The sequence below is a fragment of the Klebsiella pasteurii genome (genome assembly GCF_018139045.1).
Taxonomy (GTDB): Bacteria; Pseudomonadota; Gammaproteobacteria; order Enterobacterales; family Enterobacteriaceae; genus Klebsiella; species Klebsiella grimontii.
Genome location: NZ_CP073236.1, coordinates 5791137 through 5808706 on the forward strand (window position 1 = coordinate 5791137; position 17570 = coordinate 5808706).

The window sequence follows — 17570 nt, forward strand, 5'->3', positions numbered from 1 at the left end:
ATAACAAAAATGTATCATTTGTGTTAAATCCTGGCTTGCGCATGCTTGTATAGACAAGTATATGTATCTACGTACACAACGTTAATTGTCAGGAGAAACCCCCGATGTCGCAAAGCAAATACCGCCAGCAGGACGTCCGTGCACCGCGTGGCACGACGCTAAATGCGAAGAGCTGGCTGACCGAAGCTCCGCTGCGTATGCTCATGAATAACCTTGACCCGGATGTCGCCGAAAACCCGCATGAGCTGGTGGTGTACGGCGGTATCGGGCGCGCGGCGCGCAACTGGGAATGCTACGACGCCATCGTGAAGGCGCTGAAAAACCTGGAGAGCGATGAAACCCTGCTGGTGCAGTCCGGTAAGCCGGTGGGCGTATTCAAAACCCATGAAAATTCGCCGCGGGTGCTGATCGCCAACTCCAACCTGGTGCCGCACTGGGCAACCTGGGAACACTTTAACGAGCTGGATGCCAAAGGGTTGGCGATGTACGGTCAGATGACCGCCGGCAGTTGGATCTATATCGGCAGCCAGGGCATCGTGCAGGGCACCTATGAAACCTTCGTTGAAGCCGGCCGCCAGCACTACCAGGGCAGCCTGAAAGGACGCTGGGTCTTGACCGCCGGTCTGGGCGGCATGGGCGGCGCGCAGCCGCTGGCCGCGACCTTAGCGGGCGCCTGCTCGCTGAATATTGAATGCCAGCAAAGCCGTATCGATTTCCGTCTGCGTACCCGCTACGTTGACGAACAGGCGACGTCGCTGGATGACGCCCTGGCGCGCATCAAAAAATACACCGCCGAAGGCCGGGCGATCTCTATCGCCCTGTGCGGAAACGCGGCCGACATCGTGCCGGAAATGGTCAAGCGCGGCGTGCGCCCGGATATGGTGACCGATCAGACCAGCGCCCACGACCCGCTGCACGGCTATTTGCCGAAAGGCTGGAGCTGGGAAGAGTACCAGGCGAAAGCCGAGTCAGACCCGCAGGGCACTATCCTGGCGGCGAAGCGCTCAATGGCCGACCACGTGCAGGCGATGCTGGCATTCCACGAAATGGGCGTGCCGACGTTTGACTACGGTAATAACATTCGCCAGATGGCCCAGGAGATGGGCGTTGACAACGCGTTTGCTTTCCCCGGTTTTGTACCCGCCTATATCCGCCCGCTGTTTTGCCGCGGCATCGGCCCGTTCCGCTGGGTTGCCCTGTCCGGTGACCCGCAGGACATCTATAAAACCGACGCCAAAGTAAAAGAGATCGTTAAAGACGATAAGCACCTGCACCACTGGCTGGATATGGCCCGCGAGCGTATCAGTTTCCAGGGACTGCCGGCACGTATCTGCTGGGTAGGTCTCGAATGGCGGCAGAAGCTGGGGCTGGCGTTTAACGAAATGGTGCGCAGCGGTGAAGTCTCCGCACCGATCGTCATTGGCCGCGACCACCTTGACTCCGGCTCCGTCGCCAGCCCGAACCGCGAAACGGAAGCGATGCGCGATGGTTCCGACGCCGTTTCCGACTGGCCGCTGCTCAACGCCTTACTGAATACCGCCAGCGGTGCGACCTGGGTGTCGCTGCACCACGGCGGCGGCGTCGGGATGGGCTTTTCGCAGCACTCCGGTATGGTTATCGTCTGCGATGGTACTGATGAGGCGGCCGCGCGCATCGCCCGCGTCCTGCACAACGATCCGGCGACCGGCGTGATGCGTCATGCCGATGCAGGTTACGATATCGCGATTGAGTGCGCGACAGAACAAGGTTTGAATCTTCCGATGGTGGCAGCAACGCAGGGGCACGCTAAATGAACGCTTTAACACTGATTCCGGGTCAACTCAGCCTGTCGCAGCTGCGCGACGTCTACAGCCAGCCGCTAAAGCTCGCCCTCGACGAAAGCGCGTTCGCGGCGATTGATGACAGCGTCGCCTGCGTTAACGCCATTCTGGCGGAAGGTCGCACCGCCTACGGTATCAACACCGGTTTTGGCCTGCTGGCGCAAACCCGCATCTCTACCGAAGACCTGGAAAACCTGCAGCGCTCGCTGGTGCTGTCGCACGCGGCGGGAGTAGGCGAACCGCTGGATGACGACCTCGCGCGTCTGATTATGGTGCTGAAAATTAACAGCCTGTCGCGCGGCTTTTCCGGGATTCGCCTGAGCGTGATCCAGGCGCTGATTGGCCTGGTCAACGCGGGTGTGACGCCGTGGATCCCGGCGAAGGGATCGGTCGGCGCTTCCGGCGACCTCGCGCCGCTGGCGCATATGTCTTTAACCCTGCTTGGCGAGGGGAAAGCGCGGGTGCGCGGCGGGGAGTGGCTGCCGGCGACGGAAGCGCTGCGTAAAGCCGGGCTGGAGCCGATTACTCTGGCGGCGAAAGAGGGACTGGCGCTGCTCAACGGCACGCAGGCCTCGACGGCATTTGCCCTGCGCGGCCTGTTCGAAGCCGAAGATCTGTTCTCTTCTGCGGTGGTCTGCGGGGCGTTAACCACCGAGGCGGCGCTTGGATCGCGCCGGCCGTTTGACCCGCGCATTCATGAAGCGCGCGGCCAGCGCGGGCAGATTGACGCCGCGGCGCTCTATCGCCATCTGCTGACCGACGACAGCGCCATTTCCCAGTCGCATCATAACTGTACCAAGGTGCAGGATCCGTACTCTCTGCGCTGTCAGCCGCAGGTGATGGGGGCCTGCCTGACCCAGCTTCGCCAGGCGGCGGAGGTGCTGCTGGTGGAAGCCAACGCGGTATCCGACAACCCGCTGGTATTTGCCAGCGAGAACGACGTGATTTCCGGCGGTAACTTCCACGCCGAACCGGTGGCGATGGCGGCGGATAATATCGCGCTGGCGATTGCCGAAATTGGCTCGCTGTCGGAGCGCCGCATCGCCCTGATGATGGACAGCCATATGTCGCAGCTGCCGCCGTTCCTTGTGAAAAACGGCGGCGTCAACTCCGGCTTTATGATTGCCCAGGTGACGGCGGCGGCGCTGGCCAGCGAGAACAAAGCGCTGTCGCATCCGCACAGCGTGGACAGTCTGCCGACCTCAGCCAACCAGGAGGACCACGTTTCCATGGCGCCGGCCGCCGGGCGTCGCCTGTGGGCGATGGCGGAAAATACCCGCGGCGTGCTGGCCGTTGAGTGGCTGGCTTCCGTACAGGGGTTGGATATGCGCGAAGGCCTGACCAGTAGCCCGCTGCTGGAAGAGGCGCGACACCTGCTACGCGAACGGGTAACCCATTACACCGAGGATCGTTTCTTCGCCCCGGATATCGAAAACGCCATTGCGCTTCTGGCGGCGCGTCATTTGACGCGGCTGCTGCCCGCCGTGCTCTAAATCATCGCTGTTCTCTGTACCCGCGCCGGGGGGATCGCTTCTTCCCGGCCACCCTACACGCATATTTGTCGTCGTATAAAAACTATCAGGACACTTGCATATGCAACAACAAAACAAGCCACACCTGCTGCGCGGGCTGAACGCCCGGCACATTCGTTTTATCGCCCTCGGCTCCGCCATCGGTACCGGGCTGTTTTACGGCTCGGCATCGGCGATCAAAGCCGCGGGCCCGGCGGTACTGCTGGCCTATCTGATCGGCGGCGCGGCGGTGTTTATCGTGATGCGCGCGCTGGGGGAAATGGCGGTACGCAACCCTGTTTCCGGCTCCTTCAGCAGCTACGCGCGCCAGTATCTTGGTCCGCTGGCGGGGTTTATCACCGGCTGGACCTACACTTTTGAAATGGTGATCGTCGCCCTCGCGGACGTTACCGCTTTCGGCATCTATATGGGACTGTGGTATCCCGATGTTCCGCGCTGGATTTGGGTGCTAAGCATTATCTTTTTTATCGGCGCCATGAACCTGTGCAGCGTGCGCGTTTTTGGCGAGATGGAGTTCTGGCTGTCGCTGATCAAAGTGGTGGCGATTATCGCCATGATTGTGGCGGGCGGCAGCATTATTTTCTTCGGGTTCGGTAATGCTTTCCCGGCAACCGGGCTGGAGAACCTATGGAGCCACGGCGGCTTTGCCCCTAACGGCTGGGAGGGGATTATTGCCTCGCTCGGTATCGTGATGTTTGCCTTTGGCGGCGTCGAGATTATCGGCGTGACCGCGGCGGAAGCGAAGAATCCGCAGAAGGTGATCCCGCAGGCGATCAACACTATCCCGCTGCGTATCGTGCTGTTCTATGTCTGCACCCTGGCCATTCTGATGGCGATATTCCCGTGGAATAGCTTCGGCGAGCGGGGCAGTCCTTTCGTGCTGATTTTTGAGGGTCTGGGTATTCCTGCGGCGGCCACCATTCTGAATATCATCGTCATCAGCGCCAGTATTTCGGCGATCAACAGCGATATTTTCGGCGCGGGGCGCATGATGTACGGTATGGCGAAAGAGGGGCTGGCGCCGAAGAGCTTCCAGCGTATCGCCAGCAACGGCGTGCCGTGGATGACGGTGGTGGTGATGGGCGTGGCGCTGCTGGCGGCGGTGGTGTTGAACTACCTGATGCCGGAGCAGGTGTTTGTGCTGATCGCTTCGCTGGCGGCCTTCGCGACGGTGTGGGTCTGGGTGATGATCCTGCTCGCCCACTTTGCGATGCGTCGCGGCCTGTCCGCGGAAGAGCGCGGCAATATCGCGTTCCCGGTGCCGTTCTGGCCGGTTGCGCCGCTGCTGACGCTGCTGTTTATGGGGCTGGTAATTGCGGTGCTCGGAATGGTGGAAGAGACGCGGATTGCGCTGATCGCCGGTCTGGTGTGGCTCGGACTGCTGACGGCAGTGTGGTTTGCGCGGGTGCGCAAAAACGCCGTGCTGGCGATGACGGAGTCGTGATTGTTTTGGTTTTCCCGGGTGCGGCTAACGCCTTACCCGGGCGACCAAATTGCATGAACTCGTAGCCCGGATAAAGCGTTTACGCCGTAATCCGGGATCGTTAGCTAAACAGGGCGCTAATCGACGCGCTGCCGAGGCTGTGGAAATGGACGTTAAAGCCTACCATCGCGCCGCTTGCGCCCTCATCGACGTCAATCTTTTCGACGTCCAGCGCGTGGACGGTAAAGATATAGCGATGGGTCTCGCCCTTTGGCGGTGCCGCGCCGCCGTACCCGGCCTGGCCAAAATCGGTGCGGGTCTGTATCGCTTCTTCGGGCAGTTCCGCCTGCCCGGAGCCCGCTCCCTGCGGTAGCACGCGGGTATCGGCCGGCAGGTTGGCCACCACCCAGTGCCACCAGCCGGAGCCGGTCGGCGCATCGGGATCGAAACAGGTCACCACAAAGCTTTTGGTTCCGGCCGGGACATCGTCCCACGCCAGATGCGGCGAAATATTATCGCCATCGTAGCCCATACCGTTGAAGACATGACGATTGGGCAGCTTCTCGCCATCCTGCAAATCATGACTGATTAATTTCATCGTCTCTCCTCGCATTAATTCACTGATTAGCAAAGAAGTGTAGCGCGTGAGGCGCGCCTTTACCGTCGCTTATTCGCTAAAAAATGTTTCATCCTGAACAGCGATGTTAACCGCCCGCGTCAGGCGGCTTAGCTGTGCCGGCGTAATGATGTACGGCGGCATCAGGTAGATAAGGCGCCCGAACGGGCGGATCCACACGCCTTGCTCGACGAAAAAGCGCTGCAGAGCGGCCATGTTGACCGGCCGATGCGTCTCGACCACGCCAATGGCTCCCAGCACCCGCACATCGGCAACCTGCGCGGATTCGCGCGCCGGCGCCAGCTCGGCGTTGAGCTGCGCTTCAATGGCCGCCACCTGCTGCTGCCATTCGCCGCTTTCCAGCAGGCGCAGGCTCTCGGTCGCCGCCGCGCAGGCCAGCGGGTTGCCCATAAAGGTCGGGCCGTGCATAAAGCAGCCGGCTTCACCGTCGCTGATGGTTTCCGCCACCTGACGAGTGGTGAGGGTGGCGGAGAGCGTCATGGTGCCGCCGGTCAGCGCTTTGCCGAGGCACAGAATATCCGCCGCGATAGCCGCGTGCTCGCAGGCGAACAGCTTACCCGTTCGGCCAAAGCCAGTGGCAATCTCATCGGCAATCAGCAGAATGCCTTCCCGATCGCACATCTTGCGGATCCGCCTGAGCCACTCGGGATGGTACATCCGCATGCCTCCCGCCCCCTGGACAATCGGCTCGAGGATCACCGCGGCGATTTCATGACGATGGGCGGCCATCAGCCGGGCGAACGGCACGATATCCCGCTCATCCCATTCACCGTCAAAGCGGCTTTGCGGCGCCGGGGCGAAGAGGTTATCGGGCAAATAACCCTGCCACAGGCTGTGCATTGAGTTCGCCGGATCGCAGACCGACATCGCGCCGAAGGTATCGCCATGATAGCCGTTGCGGAAGGTAAGAAAGCGTCGGCGCGGGTCGCCCTTCGCCTGCCAGTACTGCAGCGCCATTTTCATCGCCACTTCAACGGCGACGGAACCGGAATCGGCGAGGAACACGCACTCAAGGCTTTCCGGCGTCATCGCCACCAGCTGGCGGCACAGGGCGATCGCGGGAGGGTGAACGATCCCGCCGAACATCACGTGCGACATCTGCTCAATCTGCCCTTTCATCGCCGCGTTCAGCCGCGGGTGGTTGTAGCCGTGAATCGCCGCCCACCAGGACGACATGCCGTCAACCAGCTGCCCGCCGTCGGCGAGGGTCAGCTCACAGCCGTGGGCGGCCACGACCGGATAGACCGGCAGCGGCGAAGTCATTGAAGTGTAAGGGTGCCAGATGTGGCGCCGATCGAAAGCGAGATCGTCCGTTGTCATAATCGACTTGTAAACCATTTTGAAAACATTTAGGTTTACGAGTATAAACCGAACCAACAATTAACAAAACCCTTGGGAGAGGCTAATGGCTCACCACCTCCGCTGGACAATGTCGCAAGTTACTGAGTTATTTAATAAACCCTTTCTGGACCTGCTGTTTGAAGCGCAACAGATCCATCGCCAGCACTTCGACCCGCGCCAGGTTCAGGTCAGCACGCTGCTGTCGATTAAGACCGGCGCCTGCCCGGAAGACTGCAAATACTGCCCGCAAAGCGCGCGCTATAAAACCGGCCTCGAATCCGAGCGCCTGATGGAAGTTGAACAGGTCCTGGAGTCGGCGCGACAGGCGAAACAAGCCGGTTCAACCCGCTTCTGTATGGGGGCGGCGTGGAAGAATCCGAACGATCGCGATATGCCGTATCTTGAGCAGATGGTGAAAGGGGTGAAAGGGCTGGGGCTGGAAGCCTGCATGACCCTCGGTACGCTCAACGATAGCCAGGCGCAGCGCCTGGCCGGCGCCGGTCTGGATTATTACAACCACAACCTTGATACCTCGCCGGAGTTCTACGGCAATATCATCACCACCCGCACCTACCAGGAGCGCCTTGATACCCTCGACAAGGTGCGCGATGCCGGGATTAAAGTGTGCTCCGGCGGGATTGTCGGGCTTGGCGAAACGGTTAAAGACCGCGCCGGGCTGCTGCTGCAGTTGGCCAATCTGCCGACGCCGCCGGAAAGCGTGCCGATCAACATGCTGGTGAAGGTTAAAGGCACGCCGCTGGCGGACAACGACGACGTGGACGCCTTTGATTTTATTCGTACTATCGCCATTGCGCGCATCATGATGCCAACCTCGCACGTGCGTCTTTCCGCCGGGCGCGAACAGATGAACGAACAGACCCAGGCGATGTGCTTCATGGCCGGAGCGAACTCGATTTTCTACGGCTGCAAGCTGCTGACCACGCCAAACCCGGAAGAGGACAAAGACCTGCAGCTGTTCCGCAAGCTGGGCATTAACCCGCAGCAGACCGCGGTGCTGGAAGGCGATAACGCCCAGCAGCAGCGCCTGGAGCAGGCGCTGATGAATCCGGATACCGAGGAATATTACAACGCGGCGGCGCTATGAGCTGGCAGCACCGTATCGAGCTGGCGCTGGAGGAGCGGCGAGCGGCGGATGCCTTGCGCAGTCGCCTACCGGTGACGCTGGGCGCAGGACGCTGGCTCAGCCGCGAAGGACGGCGCTGGCTCAATTTTTCCAGCAACGATTATCTTGGCCTCAGCCAGCATCCGGCTGTCGTCAAGGCCTGGCAGCAGGGCGCGGAGCGCTACGGCGTCGGCAGCGGCGGCTCCGGCCACGTCAGCGGCTATAGCGAGGCGCACCGCGCGCTGGAGGAGCAGCTGGCCGACTGGCTGGGCTATCCGCGCGCGCTGCTGTTTATTTCCGGCTTTGCTGCGAACCAGGCGGTAATTGCCGCGCTGGCGGGCAAAGAGGATCGGATTGTCGCCGACCGTCTCAGCCACGCATCGCTGCTGGAAGCCGCCAGCCTGAGCCCGGCGCAGCTGCGACGCTTTCAGCACAATGACTGCCGCCATCTTGACGAGTTGCTGGCGAAACCGCTTACTGGCCAGCAACTGGTGGTGACCGAAGGCATTTTTAGCATGGACGGCGATAGCGCGCCGCTGGCGGAGGTTTGCCAGGCGTCGCGGGTCGCGGGCGCGCTTCTGCTGGTTGACGACGCGCACGGTATCGGCGCGCTCGGCGAAGAGGGGCGCGGTAGCTGCCATACGCAGCAGATACGCCCGGATCTGCTTATCGTCACCTTCGGTAAAGCGTTTGGCGTCAGCGGCGCGGCGGTGCTGTGCAGCGAGGCGCTGGCGGATTATCTGCTGCAGTTTGCCCGCCATCTGATTTACAGCACTGCCATGCCCCCGGCGCAAGCGGTGGCGCTGAGCGCCGCGCTGGCCGTGATTCGCAGTGACGAGGGTCAGCAGCGGCGGGAAACCCTGGCCGGCCATATCGCCGACTTTCGCCGGGGAATGTCCCACTATCCCGGTGAACTCACCGATTCTGGCAGCGCGATTCAGCCTCTGATCGTCGGTGATAACGCGCGCGCGCTGCGGCTGGCGGCGCGTCTGCGCGAGGAAGGCTGCTGGGCGACGGCAATCCGCCCGCCGACGGTCCCCGCCGGCAGCGCGCGGCTGCGCCTGACGCTGACCGCCGCGCATAAGTCTGCCGATATCGCTCGCCTGCTGGAGGTGCTGCATGACGGCGGTGAATAAGCGCGCCATCGCGGCGGCGTTTGGCCGCGCGGCGGGGCATTATACCCAGCACGACGAATTACAGCGTCTAAGTGCCTCTCTGCTGCTGGAACAGCTGGATATCAAGACCTTTCCTGAGGTGCTGGACGCGGGCTGCGGCCCCGGCAGCATAAGCCGTTTCTGGCGCGATGCAGGGAGCCGGGTGACGGCACTGGATCTTTCCGTCGACATGCTGGCGGAAGCCCGCCGCGGAAACTGCGCGCACCGCTACCTGGAGGGCGACATCGAAGCGCTGCCGCTGGCGGACGGTAGTGTTGACCTGGCGTGGAGCAATCTTGCGGTTCAGTGGTGCGACAATCTCGCTACCGCCGTTGATGAGCTGTCCCGGGTGGTACGGCCCGGCGGGCGCGTCGCGTTTAGTACGCTGCTGTCAGGTTCTTTACCTGAGCTCAATCAGGCCTGGCGAGCCATCGATGCGCGGCCGCACGCCAACCGTTTTCTCAGCGAGCAGGCGGTGCGCCAGACGCTGGCCGGTCGCCGCGCCAGCGGCCACGTCCACGCCATCACGCTGCCGTTTGCCGACGCGCTCAGCGCGATGCGCTCGCTTAAAGGCATTGGCGCGACCCATCTACACCACGGGCGCGGCGCGGCTACGCTCAGCCGCGGCAAGCTGAGGCAGCTTCAGCTCGCCTGGCCGCAGCAGCAGGGCCAGTGTCCGCTGACGTATCATCTTTTCACAGGAGTTATCGAACGTGATTAAACGTTTTTTCGTTACCGGCACCGACACCGAGGTGGGTAAAACCGTCGCCAGCTGCGCTCTGCTGCAGGCGGCCAATCGCGAAGGATTTAAGAGCGCGGGCTACAAACCGGTGGCTTCCGGCAGCGAATATACGCCGCAGGGTCTGCGCAACGAGGATGCGCTGTCTTTACAGCGCAATAGCCGGGTGGCGCTACGCTACGAGCAGGTCAACCCGTTCACCTTTGCTGAGCCGACGTCACCGCATATTATCAGCGCCGAAGAAGGGAGGCCGATCGACGCCGCCGCGATCTCTGCAGGCCTGCGCGGTCTGGAAGCGCTGTCTGACTGGCTGCTGGTGGAAGGGGCAGGGGGCTGGTTTACGCCGCTTTCGCAGACGCTGACCTTTGCCGATTGGGTACGGGAAGAGCGGCTGCCGGTGATTTTAGTGGTCGGCGTTAAGCTGGGGTGCATCAACCATGCGATGCTTACCGCTCAGGCGGTGCTTCAGGCCGGGCTGCCGCTGGCGGGCTGGATAGCCAATGATATCCAGCCGCCGGGCAGGCGCCACTCTGAGTATCTGGCGACGTTGAAGCGCGTACTGCCCGCGCCGTTGCTCGGCGAGATCCCGTGGCTGGCGAATGCGGTTCAGCGTGAGGATCTGGGACAGTATCTCGACCTCAGCGCGCTGGATCGGGCGTCATCCACTTCGCCAGCAGTGGAGTATCCAGCTGGTTAACGTCGCCCTGAGCGACGCTGCGTCCGCAGTGCAGTAGACAGAAACGATCCGCCACCCGGCGAATAAACGGCAGATGCTGTTCGGCGATCAGCACCGTCAGGCCAATATCGCGGTTCAGACGCATCAGTAAATCCCCAAGTTTGTGCAGGAAACGCTGGCCGCCGCCGCGTGAGGGCTCGTCGAGGATCAGCAGGCGCGGGCGGGTTATCAGCGCTCTCGCCAGCGCCAGCTGGTACTGGTCGTCGGCGGTCAGGGTAATCCCTTTACTTTGCCGCAGAGCGTACAGCTCGGGAAACAGATCGTAAATCTCTCCGGCGACCGCTGATGCCGATTCACCGCCCGCCGCGAGGGCGATGTGCAGATTTTCCTCGACGCTCAGCTGTGAAAAAATCCGTTTATCCTGCGGGACGTAGCCAATGCCGATGGCGCTGCGCGACTGCGCGGAGAGCGGCATCAGATCATAGGGCGCCGATCCGCCGTCCTGCCAGGTCATACTGCCGCTGGCCACCGGCAGATGGCCGGTAATGCAATTGACGAGCGTGGTTTTACCCATCCCCTGAAGCCCCATTACGCAGGTGCATTTACCGGGCCTGAGCTCGAGGTCGACATTCCACAGCGTGTGCTGGCTTCCGTAATAGTGATTCACGGCACGTAGACTCAACATAGACGTTTTCTCCTTTCCTGGGATAGCAGGCGACAAGAAGATTCTGCAAATCTCTTGCCAGGAAAAAGAACTCTCGGTATTTGCTGGTCTATACAGGTGCTGCCGGGCGAAAGCGGATCGGCCTTGCACTTTCCCGGTGCCCGCGCGCTGAAACGTGGTGCAAAAATCTCGCTACTCTTCGTCGATAAACAGCAAAAAAAATTCAATTAATTTTTTTCGCAGCGGGTTTTGCCGAGGCGATCGGTTTTGTGCGGGTGGCACGGGTCATGGGCTGCAGACAGTTATCCACTATTCCTGTGGATAACCTTGTGCATTAGAGTTAGAAAACTTGCGGTAAGCTAGAGAGTACGCGGCCTGCGGGCGAATTGGCGCGAAACCCGTCTTTTATTAAATTCTATTAAATATCAATTGATTAGATAAAAGCAATGCCTGTAAGAAAAGTGTCACCGGCTGCCATAAAACATTCATCCCCTCGCTTGACAAATGTTAAATGACAATACTTTTTGGGGATAACCCTACAGAGTGGCGGATTATCCCGTAAAGCGCTTTTTATTTGCCCATGTTGGCGGTAAAAAGCGCCAATTAGACCGGATACGATAATAGGACACTGGCTTTATATCCAGTGTTTTTTATTGGCAAAAGCTGAGCTGACGAGTAGAATTAAACACCTGCCGTTCAACCCTTCTTCAGGTTCTGATTGATGAGTAAACCGTTCAAGCTGCATTCTGCTTTCCGTCCCTCCGGCGACCAGCCGGAAGCCATTCGTCGCCTGGAAGAGGGGCTGGAAGATGGCCTGGCGCATCAAACGCTGCTCGGGGTAACCGGCTCAGGTAAAACGTTTACCATCGCCAACGTTATTGCTGACCTGCAGCGCCCGACGATGGTGCTGGCGCCGAACAAAACCCTGGCGGCGCAGCTTTACGGCGAGATGAAAGAGTTCTTCCCGGAGAACGCGGTGGAGTATTTCGTCTCGTACTATGACTACTACCAGCCGGAAGCCTATGTGCCAAGCTCGGACACCTTCATCGAGAAAGATGCGTCGGTGAACGAACACATTGAACAGATGCGTCTGTCGGCGACCAAAGCCCTGCTGGAGCGTCGCGACGTGGTGGTGGTGGCGTCGGTCTCCGCTATTTACGGCCTGGGCGACCCGGACCTCTATCTGAAGATGATGCTGCACCTGACGGTGGGCATGATCATTGACCAGCGCGCTATCTTGCGCCGCCTGGCCGAGCTGCAGTATACCCGCAACGATCAGGCCTTCCAGCGCGGTACCTTCCGCGTGCGCGGCGAAGTGATTGATATCTTCCCGGCGGAATCTGACGACGTCGCGCTGCGCGTTGAGCTGTTCGATGAGGAAGTTGAGCGCCTGTCGCTATTCGATCCGCTGACCGGTCATATCGAGTCGACGATCCCGCGTTTCACCGTCTACCCGAAGACCCACTACGTCACCCCGCGCGAGCGTATCGTCCAGGCGATGGAAGAGATTAAAGTGGAACTGGCGGAGCGGCGTAAGGTGCTGCTGGAGAACAACAAGCTGCTGGAAGAGCAGCGCCTGAGCCAGCGTACGCAGTTCGACCTCGAAATGATGAACGAGCTGGGCTACTGTTCGGGGATTGAAAACTACTCGCGCTACCTGTCGGGCCGCGGCCCGGGCGAGCCGCCGCCGACGCTGTTTGACTACCTGCCGGCCGATGGTCTGCTGGTGATTGATGAATCCCACGTTACGATCCCGCAAATCGGCGGCATGTACCGCGGGGACCGGGCGCGTAAAGAGACGCTGGTGGAGTACGGTTTCCGTCTGCCGTCGGCGCTCGATAACCGGCCAATGAAGTTTGAAGAGTTTGAGGCCCTGGCGCCGCAAACTATCTACGTATCGGCGACGCCGGGGGCCTATGAGCTGGATAAATCCGGCGACGAGGTGGTGGATCAGGTCGTCCGTCCTACGGGGCTGCTGGATCCGGTTATCGAAGTGCGTCCGGTGGGCACCCAGGTCGACGATCTACTCTCGGAAATTCGCATCCGCACCGCGATCAACGAGCGCGTGCTGGTCACGACGCTGACCAAACGGATGGCGGAAGATTTAACCGAATATCTGGAAGAGCACGGCGAGCGGGTTCGCTACCTGCACTCGGACATCGACACCGTGGAGCGCATGGAGATTATCCGCGACCTGCGCCTCGGCGAGTTTGACGTTCTGGTGGGCATCAACCTGCTGCGTGAAGGTTTGGATATGCCGGAAGTCTCGCTGGTGGCGATCCTTGATGCTGATAAAGAAGGCTTCCTGCGCTCTGAACGCTCGCTGATTCAGACCATTGGCCGCGCGGCGCGAAATATCAACGGCAAAGCGATTCTCTACGGCGATAAAATCACCCCGTCGATGGCGAAAGCGATCGGTGAAACCGAGCGCCGCCGTGAGAAGCAGCAGGCGTACAATGAAGAGCACGGCATTGTTCCGCAGGGGCTCAACAAGAAAGTGGTCGACATTCTGGCGCTTGGACAGAATATCGCGAAAACCAAAACCAAGGGGCGCGGCAAGTCCCGCTCACCGGTTGAGGCGGATACGGTCGCCCTCACGCCGAAGGCGCTTCAGCAGAAGATTCACGAGCTGGAAGGGCAGATGATGCAGCACGCGCAGAACCTGGAGTTCGAAGAGGCGGCGCAAATTCGCGACCAGCTTCACCAGTTGCGCGAGCTGTTTATCGCCGCTTCGTAGCGGAGTAATCGCCAGGACCTTACGGGTCTTCGGGGTGATGGACGGGATGTGTTGTTCGCATGTCGGGTAAGGCGCTAGCCGCCACCCGACAGAAAAGCGGGCCCTGCGACAAAACGAGGTGGCCGGAATGCTTTGGTTATTTATTGCACCTCTGTCGCGATTTTCCCTGATGCTTAATGTTGGCTTAATCTTGTTTGGCGAAACTATCCTCACTTTACTGAGGATAGCGCCATGCAAAAATTAACCTTCCGCGAATACCTGGCAGTCACCTGCGCGTTTGTTATTGTCGTTGCCTTTTTCCATCAGTGGGTGCTGACGTTCTGACGCGAAGCTTTAGGGAAGAGTACCCAGGCGCGAACGCCGGGGCCGGGCTGACGGTTATGTAAAAAGAACTGCGCGTCGTGCAGCTGGGCGATGCGGGTGACGATGCTTAACCCAAGACCAATACCGCCGTAGCGGCTGTCCATGCGAACGAACGCTTTGCTTAATTCACCGCTTTTCGCCTCATCGATTCCCGGGCCTTCGTCTTCGATCGCCAGAATTGGCGTTGGGCCGGGCGCTATCGACACTTTAATCGTCGACCCCGTCGGGCTATAGCGATGGGCGTTTTCCACCAGATTTCGCAGGATTACCTGCACCAGCGTGGCGTCGCCCGAAACCACCGCTTCACCCTCTTTTTCGCTGAACACCAGCTTTTGCTGGCGCTGCTGCAGCATCGTTTCGAGCTCGTCCTGCAGCGGCTCGAAAACATCCTCTTTTAGCGCAACCTGCTGATAGCTACCGGCGGAGAATGACTGGCCGACGCGCGCCAGCTGAAGCAGTTGAGAAATGCTGTTGGTCATTTGATCGAGACGCTGTATCAGCGGGTCCACGCTAACGTTGTGCACTTTCGCCAGCAGCTCCAGGTGCAGACGCAGCCCGGCCAGCGGCGTGCGTAGCTCATGGGCGACGTCGGCGGTAAACAGACGCTCGCGATCGAGGGTTAAATTCAGGCGGGACACCAGCTGATTAATCGCGGTGGTCACCGCGGTGACTTCAGGAACCGATTCCTTCAGCGTGATAGGCTGCAGATTGTCCGGGGTGCGGCTTTCCAGCTCAAGCTGCAGTCTGGAAAGCGGCCTGGTGATTTTTTTAACCGCCAGCAGGGAAATATACAGCGCCAGGCCAATAATCAGCAGGCTCGGGATCAGCAGGCTGGCTACCGCTTCGCGAACCTCGTGCTCAATATGCTTCTGATTGTTATGCCCTTCGATGGCGCTGGCGACCAGCAGCTGTATCTGTTCCTGGCTTTCATGCCACAGCCAGAACACGCTGATGAGCTGACAAACGGCCAGAATAACGCCAATTGTCAGCAGCAGCCGATGACGCATAGTCCAGTTTTCACTGACAAAAAAAGCCATAGCGTTATTCGGTCTCCGCGTTATCAACCAGCATATAGCCAAAGCCCCGAACGGTGCGGATGCGTGATTTGCCGACTTTATCGCGCAGATTATGGATATGCACCTCCAGCGTGTTGGTGGCCGGTTCGTTGTCCCAGCTGTAAATATCGTTATAGAGAATTTCGCGATGCACCGGGCTGCCCGCCTTCATCATCAGACGAGAAAGCAGGGCGTACTCTTTGGGGGTTAAATCCAGAGACTGTTCGCCGATCCAGACCAGTCGCCGGGTGACGTTCAGGCGTAAATTGCCGACGGTCAGTTCGTTATCGCCCTGATTGTTGTGACGACGCAGCAGGGCACGAATGCGCGCGTTAAGCTCTTCCAGCGCAAACGGTTTAACCAGGTAGTCATCCGCGCCGGTATCCAGGCCGCTGATGCGGTCATCCACGGTATCGCGGGCGGTGAGGATCAGCACCGGCTGGCTGAACTTCTCCCGTCGCATGCGCGCCAGGAAGTGCAGGCCGTCCTCATCCGGCAGGCCGAGGTCGAGGACCACCAGACTATAGTGATTGCTGGCCAGAGAGAGCGCTGCTTCGTGGGCGGTTGACACGCCGTCGCAGACGTAACCCTCGCTTTGCATCGCCAGGATTAATCCCTGTAACAGGAGCGCATCGTCTTCAATGACTAAAATTTTCATCGGCCTGCCTCTCTACATGGCGTTAAGATATCGTCTGTTGCCTGGTACTCGCGGGTACTGACCCCGAGCAGACCGAGCAGGGTGGAGAAGAGATTATCCTGCGAATACGCTTGCGTTTTCGCTTTTTGCTGCAAACACTGGCTGGACACGCCATAGCGCTGTTGATAATCCGCGGACAGCCACAGCAGCATCGGGACGTGTTTTTGCGTCTCCGGCGCGATGGACCACGGCAGCCCGTGCAAATATACCCCATCCTCGCCAAGCGACTCGCCGTGATCCGACAGATACACCAGGCTGGTGGTAAATTTATCCTGCTTTGACTGGAGTAATTTTATCGCTTTGTCGACCACATAATCGACATACAAAATCGTATTGTCGTAGGTATTGGTGAGCTGCTGCTGGGTACAGCTCTGAATTTCGTTGGTATCGCAGGTCGGCGTAAACTGTTTAAACTGCGCCGGATAGCGATTGTAGTAGGTCGGACCGTGGCTGCCGATGGTGTGCAGAACAATAATCCCGTCCTGCTGAAGATTGTCGATATAGCTATCCAGGTTATGGAACAGCACCTCATCGTAGCACTCGCCGTCGATGCACTGGCCGCTCAGCTTGAGATCGGTGACGTTCTGGTGCGGCACACGATCACAGGCCCCTTTACAGCCGCCGTCGTTATCATTCCACTGCACCTGAATTCCCGCCCGCTGCAGGATATCCAGCACGCCTTCCTGGTGGTGCGCCAGCTCTTCATCATAGTGGGCGCGAGGCATATTAGAGAACATGCACGGCACGGAAACCGCGGTTGCGGTGCCGCAGGAAGTGGTGTCGGGGAAATAGATAACATTATCCTGTTTCAGGCGCGGGTTGGTCTCGCGGGTGTAGCCGTTCAGGGAAAAGTTGGCCGCCCTTGAGGTTTCGCCTAATACCACGATGGTCAGGTTTTTCCGCGGTCCGCTGCGCATCTCCGGTTTCTGAACCGCGTCTTCGCCAATTTTGACCAGCGGAAGATTGTCCATTCTGTTATGTGCATACCATGAATTCACCGCCACAATGCTGTTTGACGGGCTCAGGGACTTCACCAGCTCTTTGTTATTGCGAAACAGCGAGGCGTAATCCTTATAAAAAAATGCCGCGACCAGAATAATCAGCAGCGCTGAAACCACGATGCTCACCAGCCTTACCGCCACGCTGCGCCACAGGGTGGCCGGTTTGCGGATTTTAACCCACCAGGCCGCGACCACCGCTAGCACGCCGGTGAGACCCAGTATCAGGACCATTCTGCCTGAGAGAAGCGCAAAGCTTTCGGCGGGCGTAGTATCAAGAATATTGGTGATCATCGCCCGATCGATAATCACCCCGAAGGTCCAGATAAAATACTGGGCCGAGGCGCTCAGCAAAATAAACAGGCTGATGACGAGGCGGTCAAGCTTCAGGAACGACGCTATCGTGGTGATGATATTCATCACGCTGATGGCCACAATCGGCATACTGAGGAACACCAGCCAGTTGTGCAGACCGTTGACCGGCAGCAGGGTAAACGCCTGGCGATAGAAAGCGATATTCAGCACCAGACCGATATAGCTGGCGAAAAGAATCAAATAGACCGTACGGTTAAGCATTGGCCGGCGTAAAGAAAATAACGACATAGCGAACG

Annotated in this window: 14 protein-coding genes; 8 read left to right on the plus strand and 6 right to left on the minus strand. The window is 59.5% G+C overall.

The features are described 5' to 3' along the window. The first annotated feature begins 104 nt into the window (after positions 1 to 104). The 3 genes from hutU (at position 105) to KCG39_RS27065 (ending at position 4796) form a co-directional block, all read left to right on the plus strand. Positions 105 to 1793, plus strand: a complete 1689-nt coding sequence (gene hutU / locus KCG39_RS27840) for a urocanate hydratase (protein WP_004130640.1) — start codon at positions 105 to 107, stop codon at positions 1791 to 1793. Continuing rightward, positions 1790 to 3313 (plus strand): histidine ammonia-lyase, encoded by a 1524-nt coding sequence (hutH, locus tag KCG39_RS27060; protein ID WP_004130641.1) that lies wholly within the window; start codon positions 1790 to 1792, stop codon positions 3311 to 3313. The genes hutU and hutH overlap by 4 nt, the downstream gene beginning before the upstream one ends. A 100-nt stretch (positions 3314 to 3413) precedes the next feature. Beyond that, positions 3414 to 4796 (plus strand): amino acid permease, encoded by a 1383-nt coding sequence (locus KCG39_RS27065; protein ID WP_004130642.1) that lies wholly within the window; start codon positions 3414 to 3416, stop codon positions 4794 to 4796. Positions 4797 to 4896: 100 nt separating this feature from the next. Here the strand turns inward: KCG39_RS27065 and KCG39_RS27070 are convergent, their stop codons facing one another. Further along, positions 4897 to 5373 (minus strand): kinase inhibitor, encoded by a 477-nt coding sequence (locus KCG39_RS27070; protein ID WP_004130651.1) that lies wholly within the window; start codon positions 5371 to 5373, stop codon positions 4897 to 4899. A gap of 69 nt (positions 5374 to 5442) precedes the next feature. Then, positions 5443 to 6732, minus strand: a complete 1290-nt coding sequence (gene bioA / locus KCG39_RS27075; RefSeq protein ID WP_112165486.1) for an adenosylmethionine--8-amino-7-oxononanoate transaminase — start codon at positions 6730 to 6732, stop codon at positions 5443 to 5445. An 85-nt stretch (positions 6733 to 6817) separates the two neighbouring features. Between bioA and bioB the strand changes: the two genes are divergently transcribed. Genes bioB through bioD form a run of 4 tightly spaced genes read left to right on the plus strand, consistent with a single transcriptional unit; the run spans position 6818 to position 10466 of the window. Beyond that, positions 6818 to 7858, plus strand: coding sequence for a biotin synthase BioB (gene bioB / locus KCG39_RS27080; protein ID WP_142467789.1), 1041 nt, complete (start codon positions 6818 to 6820; stop codon positions 7856 to 7858). Then, positions 7855 to 9012: an 8-amino-7-oxononanoate synthase gene (gene bioF / locus KCG39_RS27085; protein WP_087830008.1), complete on the plus strand. Its 1158-nt coding sequence runs from the start codon at positions 7855 to 7857 to the stop codon at positions 9010 to 9012. Before bioB ends, bioF begins: the two co-directional genes overlap by 4 nt. Then, positions 8996 to 9751: a malonyl-ACP O-methyltransferase BioC gene (gene bioC, locus KCG39_RS27090; protein WP_004130659.1), complete on the plus strand. Its 756-nt coding sequence runs from the start codon at positions 8996 to 8998 to the stop codon at positions 9749 to 9751. The genes bioF and bioC overlap by 17 nt, the downstream gene beginning before the upstream one ends. Then, a complete protein-coding gene (gene bioD / locus KCG39_RS27095) occupies positions 9744 to 10466 on the plus strand; it encodes a dethiobiotin synthase (RefSeq protein ID WP_142467788.1) in 723 nt (240 codons plus the stop codon). The genes bioC and bioD overlap by 8 nt, the downstream gene beginning before the upstream one ends. Here bioD and KCG39_RS27100 read toward each other — a convergent pair. Then, positions 10408 to 11130 carry an ABC transporter ATP-binding protein gene (locus tag KCG39_RS27100; RefSeq protein WP_004130662.1) on the minus strand — a complete coding sequence of 241 codons (723 nt, stop codon included), beginning with the start codon at positions 11128 to 11130 and terminating at the stop codon, positions 10408 to 10410. The two genes, bioD and KCG39_RS27100, sit on opposite strands and share 59 nt — an antisense overlap. Positions 11131 to 11830: 700 nt before the next feature. On the opposite strand from KCG39_RS27100, the gene uvrB reads away from it, so the two are divergent. Continuing rightward, the gene (uvrB, locus tag KCG39_RS27105) at positions 11831 to 13846 is read left to right on the plus strand and encodes an excinuclease ABC subunit UvrB (protein WP_004130663.1); all 2016 of its coding nucleotides are present in this window, start codon (positions 11831 to 11833) and stop codon (positions 13844 to 13846) included. A gap of 302 nt (positions 13847 to 14148) precedes the next feature. Here the strand turns inward: uvrB and pmrB are convergent, their stop codons facing one another. From pmrB to eptA, 3 genes are read right to left on the minus strand one after another with little or no spacing between them, the layout of a single operon-like run. After that, on the minus strand, positions 14149 to 15246 hold the full coding sequence (pmrB, locus tag KCG39_RS27110) for a two-component system sensor histidine kinase PmrB (protein WP_004130664.1): 1098 nt from the start codon (positions 15244 to 15246) through the stop codon (positions 14149 to 14151). Between the two features lie 4 nt (positions 15247 to 15250). Then, a complete protein-coding gene (gene pmrA, locus KCG39_RS27115; RefSeq protein WP_004130665.1) occupies positions 15251 to 15922 on the minus strand; it encodes a two-component system response regulator PmrA in 672 nt (223 codons plus the stop codon). Next, complete coding sequence (gene eptA / locus KCG39_RS27120) at positions 15919 to 17562, minus strand: phosphoethanolamine transferase EptA (protein ID WP_087830011.1); 1644 nt, start codon at positions 17560 to 17562, stop codon at positions 15919 to 15921. Before eptA ends, pmrA begins: the two co-directional genes overlap by 4 nt. Between the last annotated feature and the right edge of the window lie 8 nt (positions 17563 to 17570).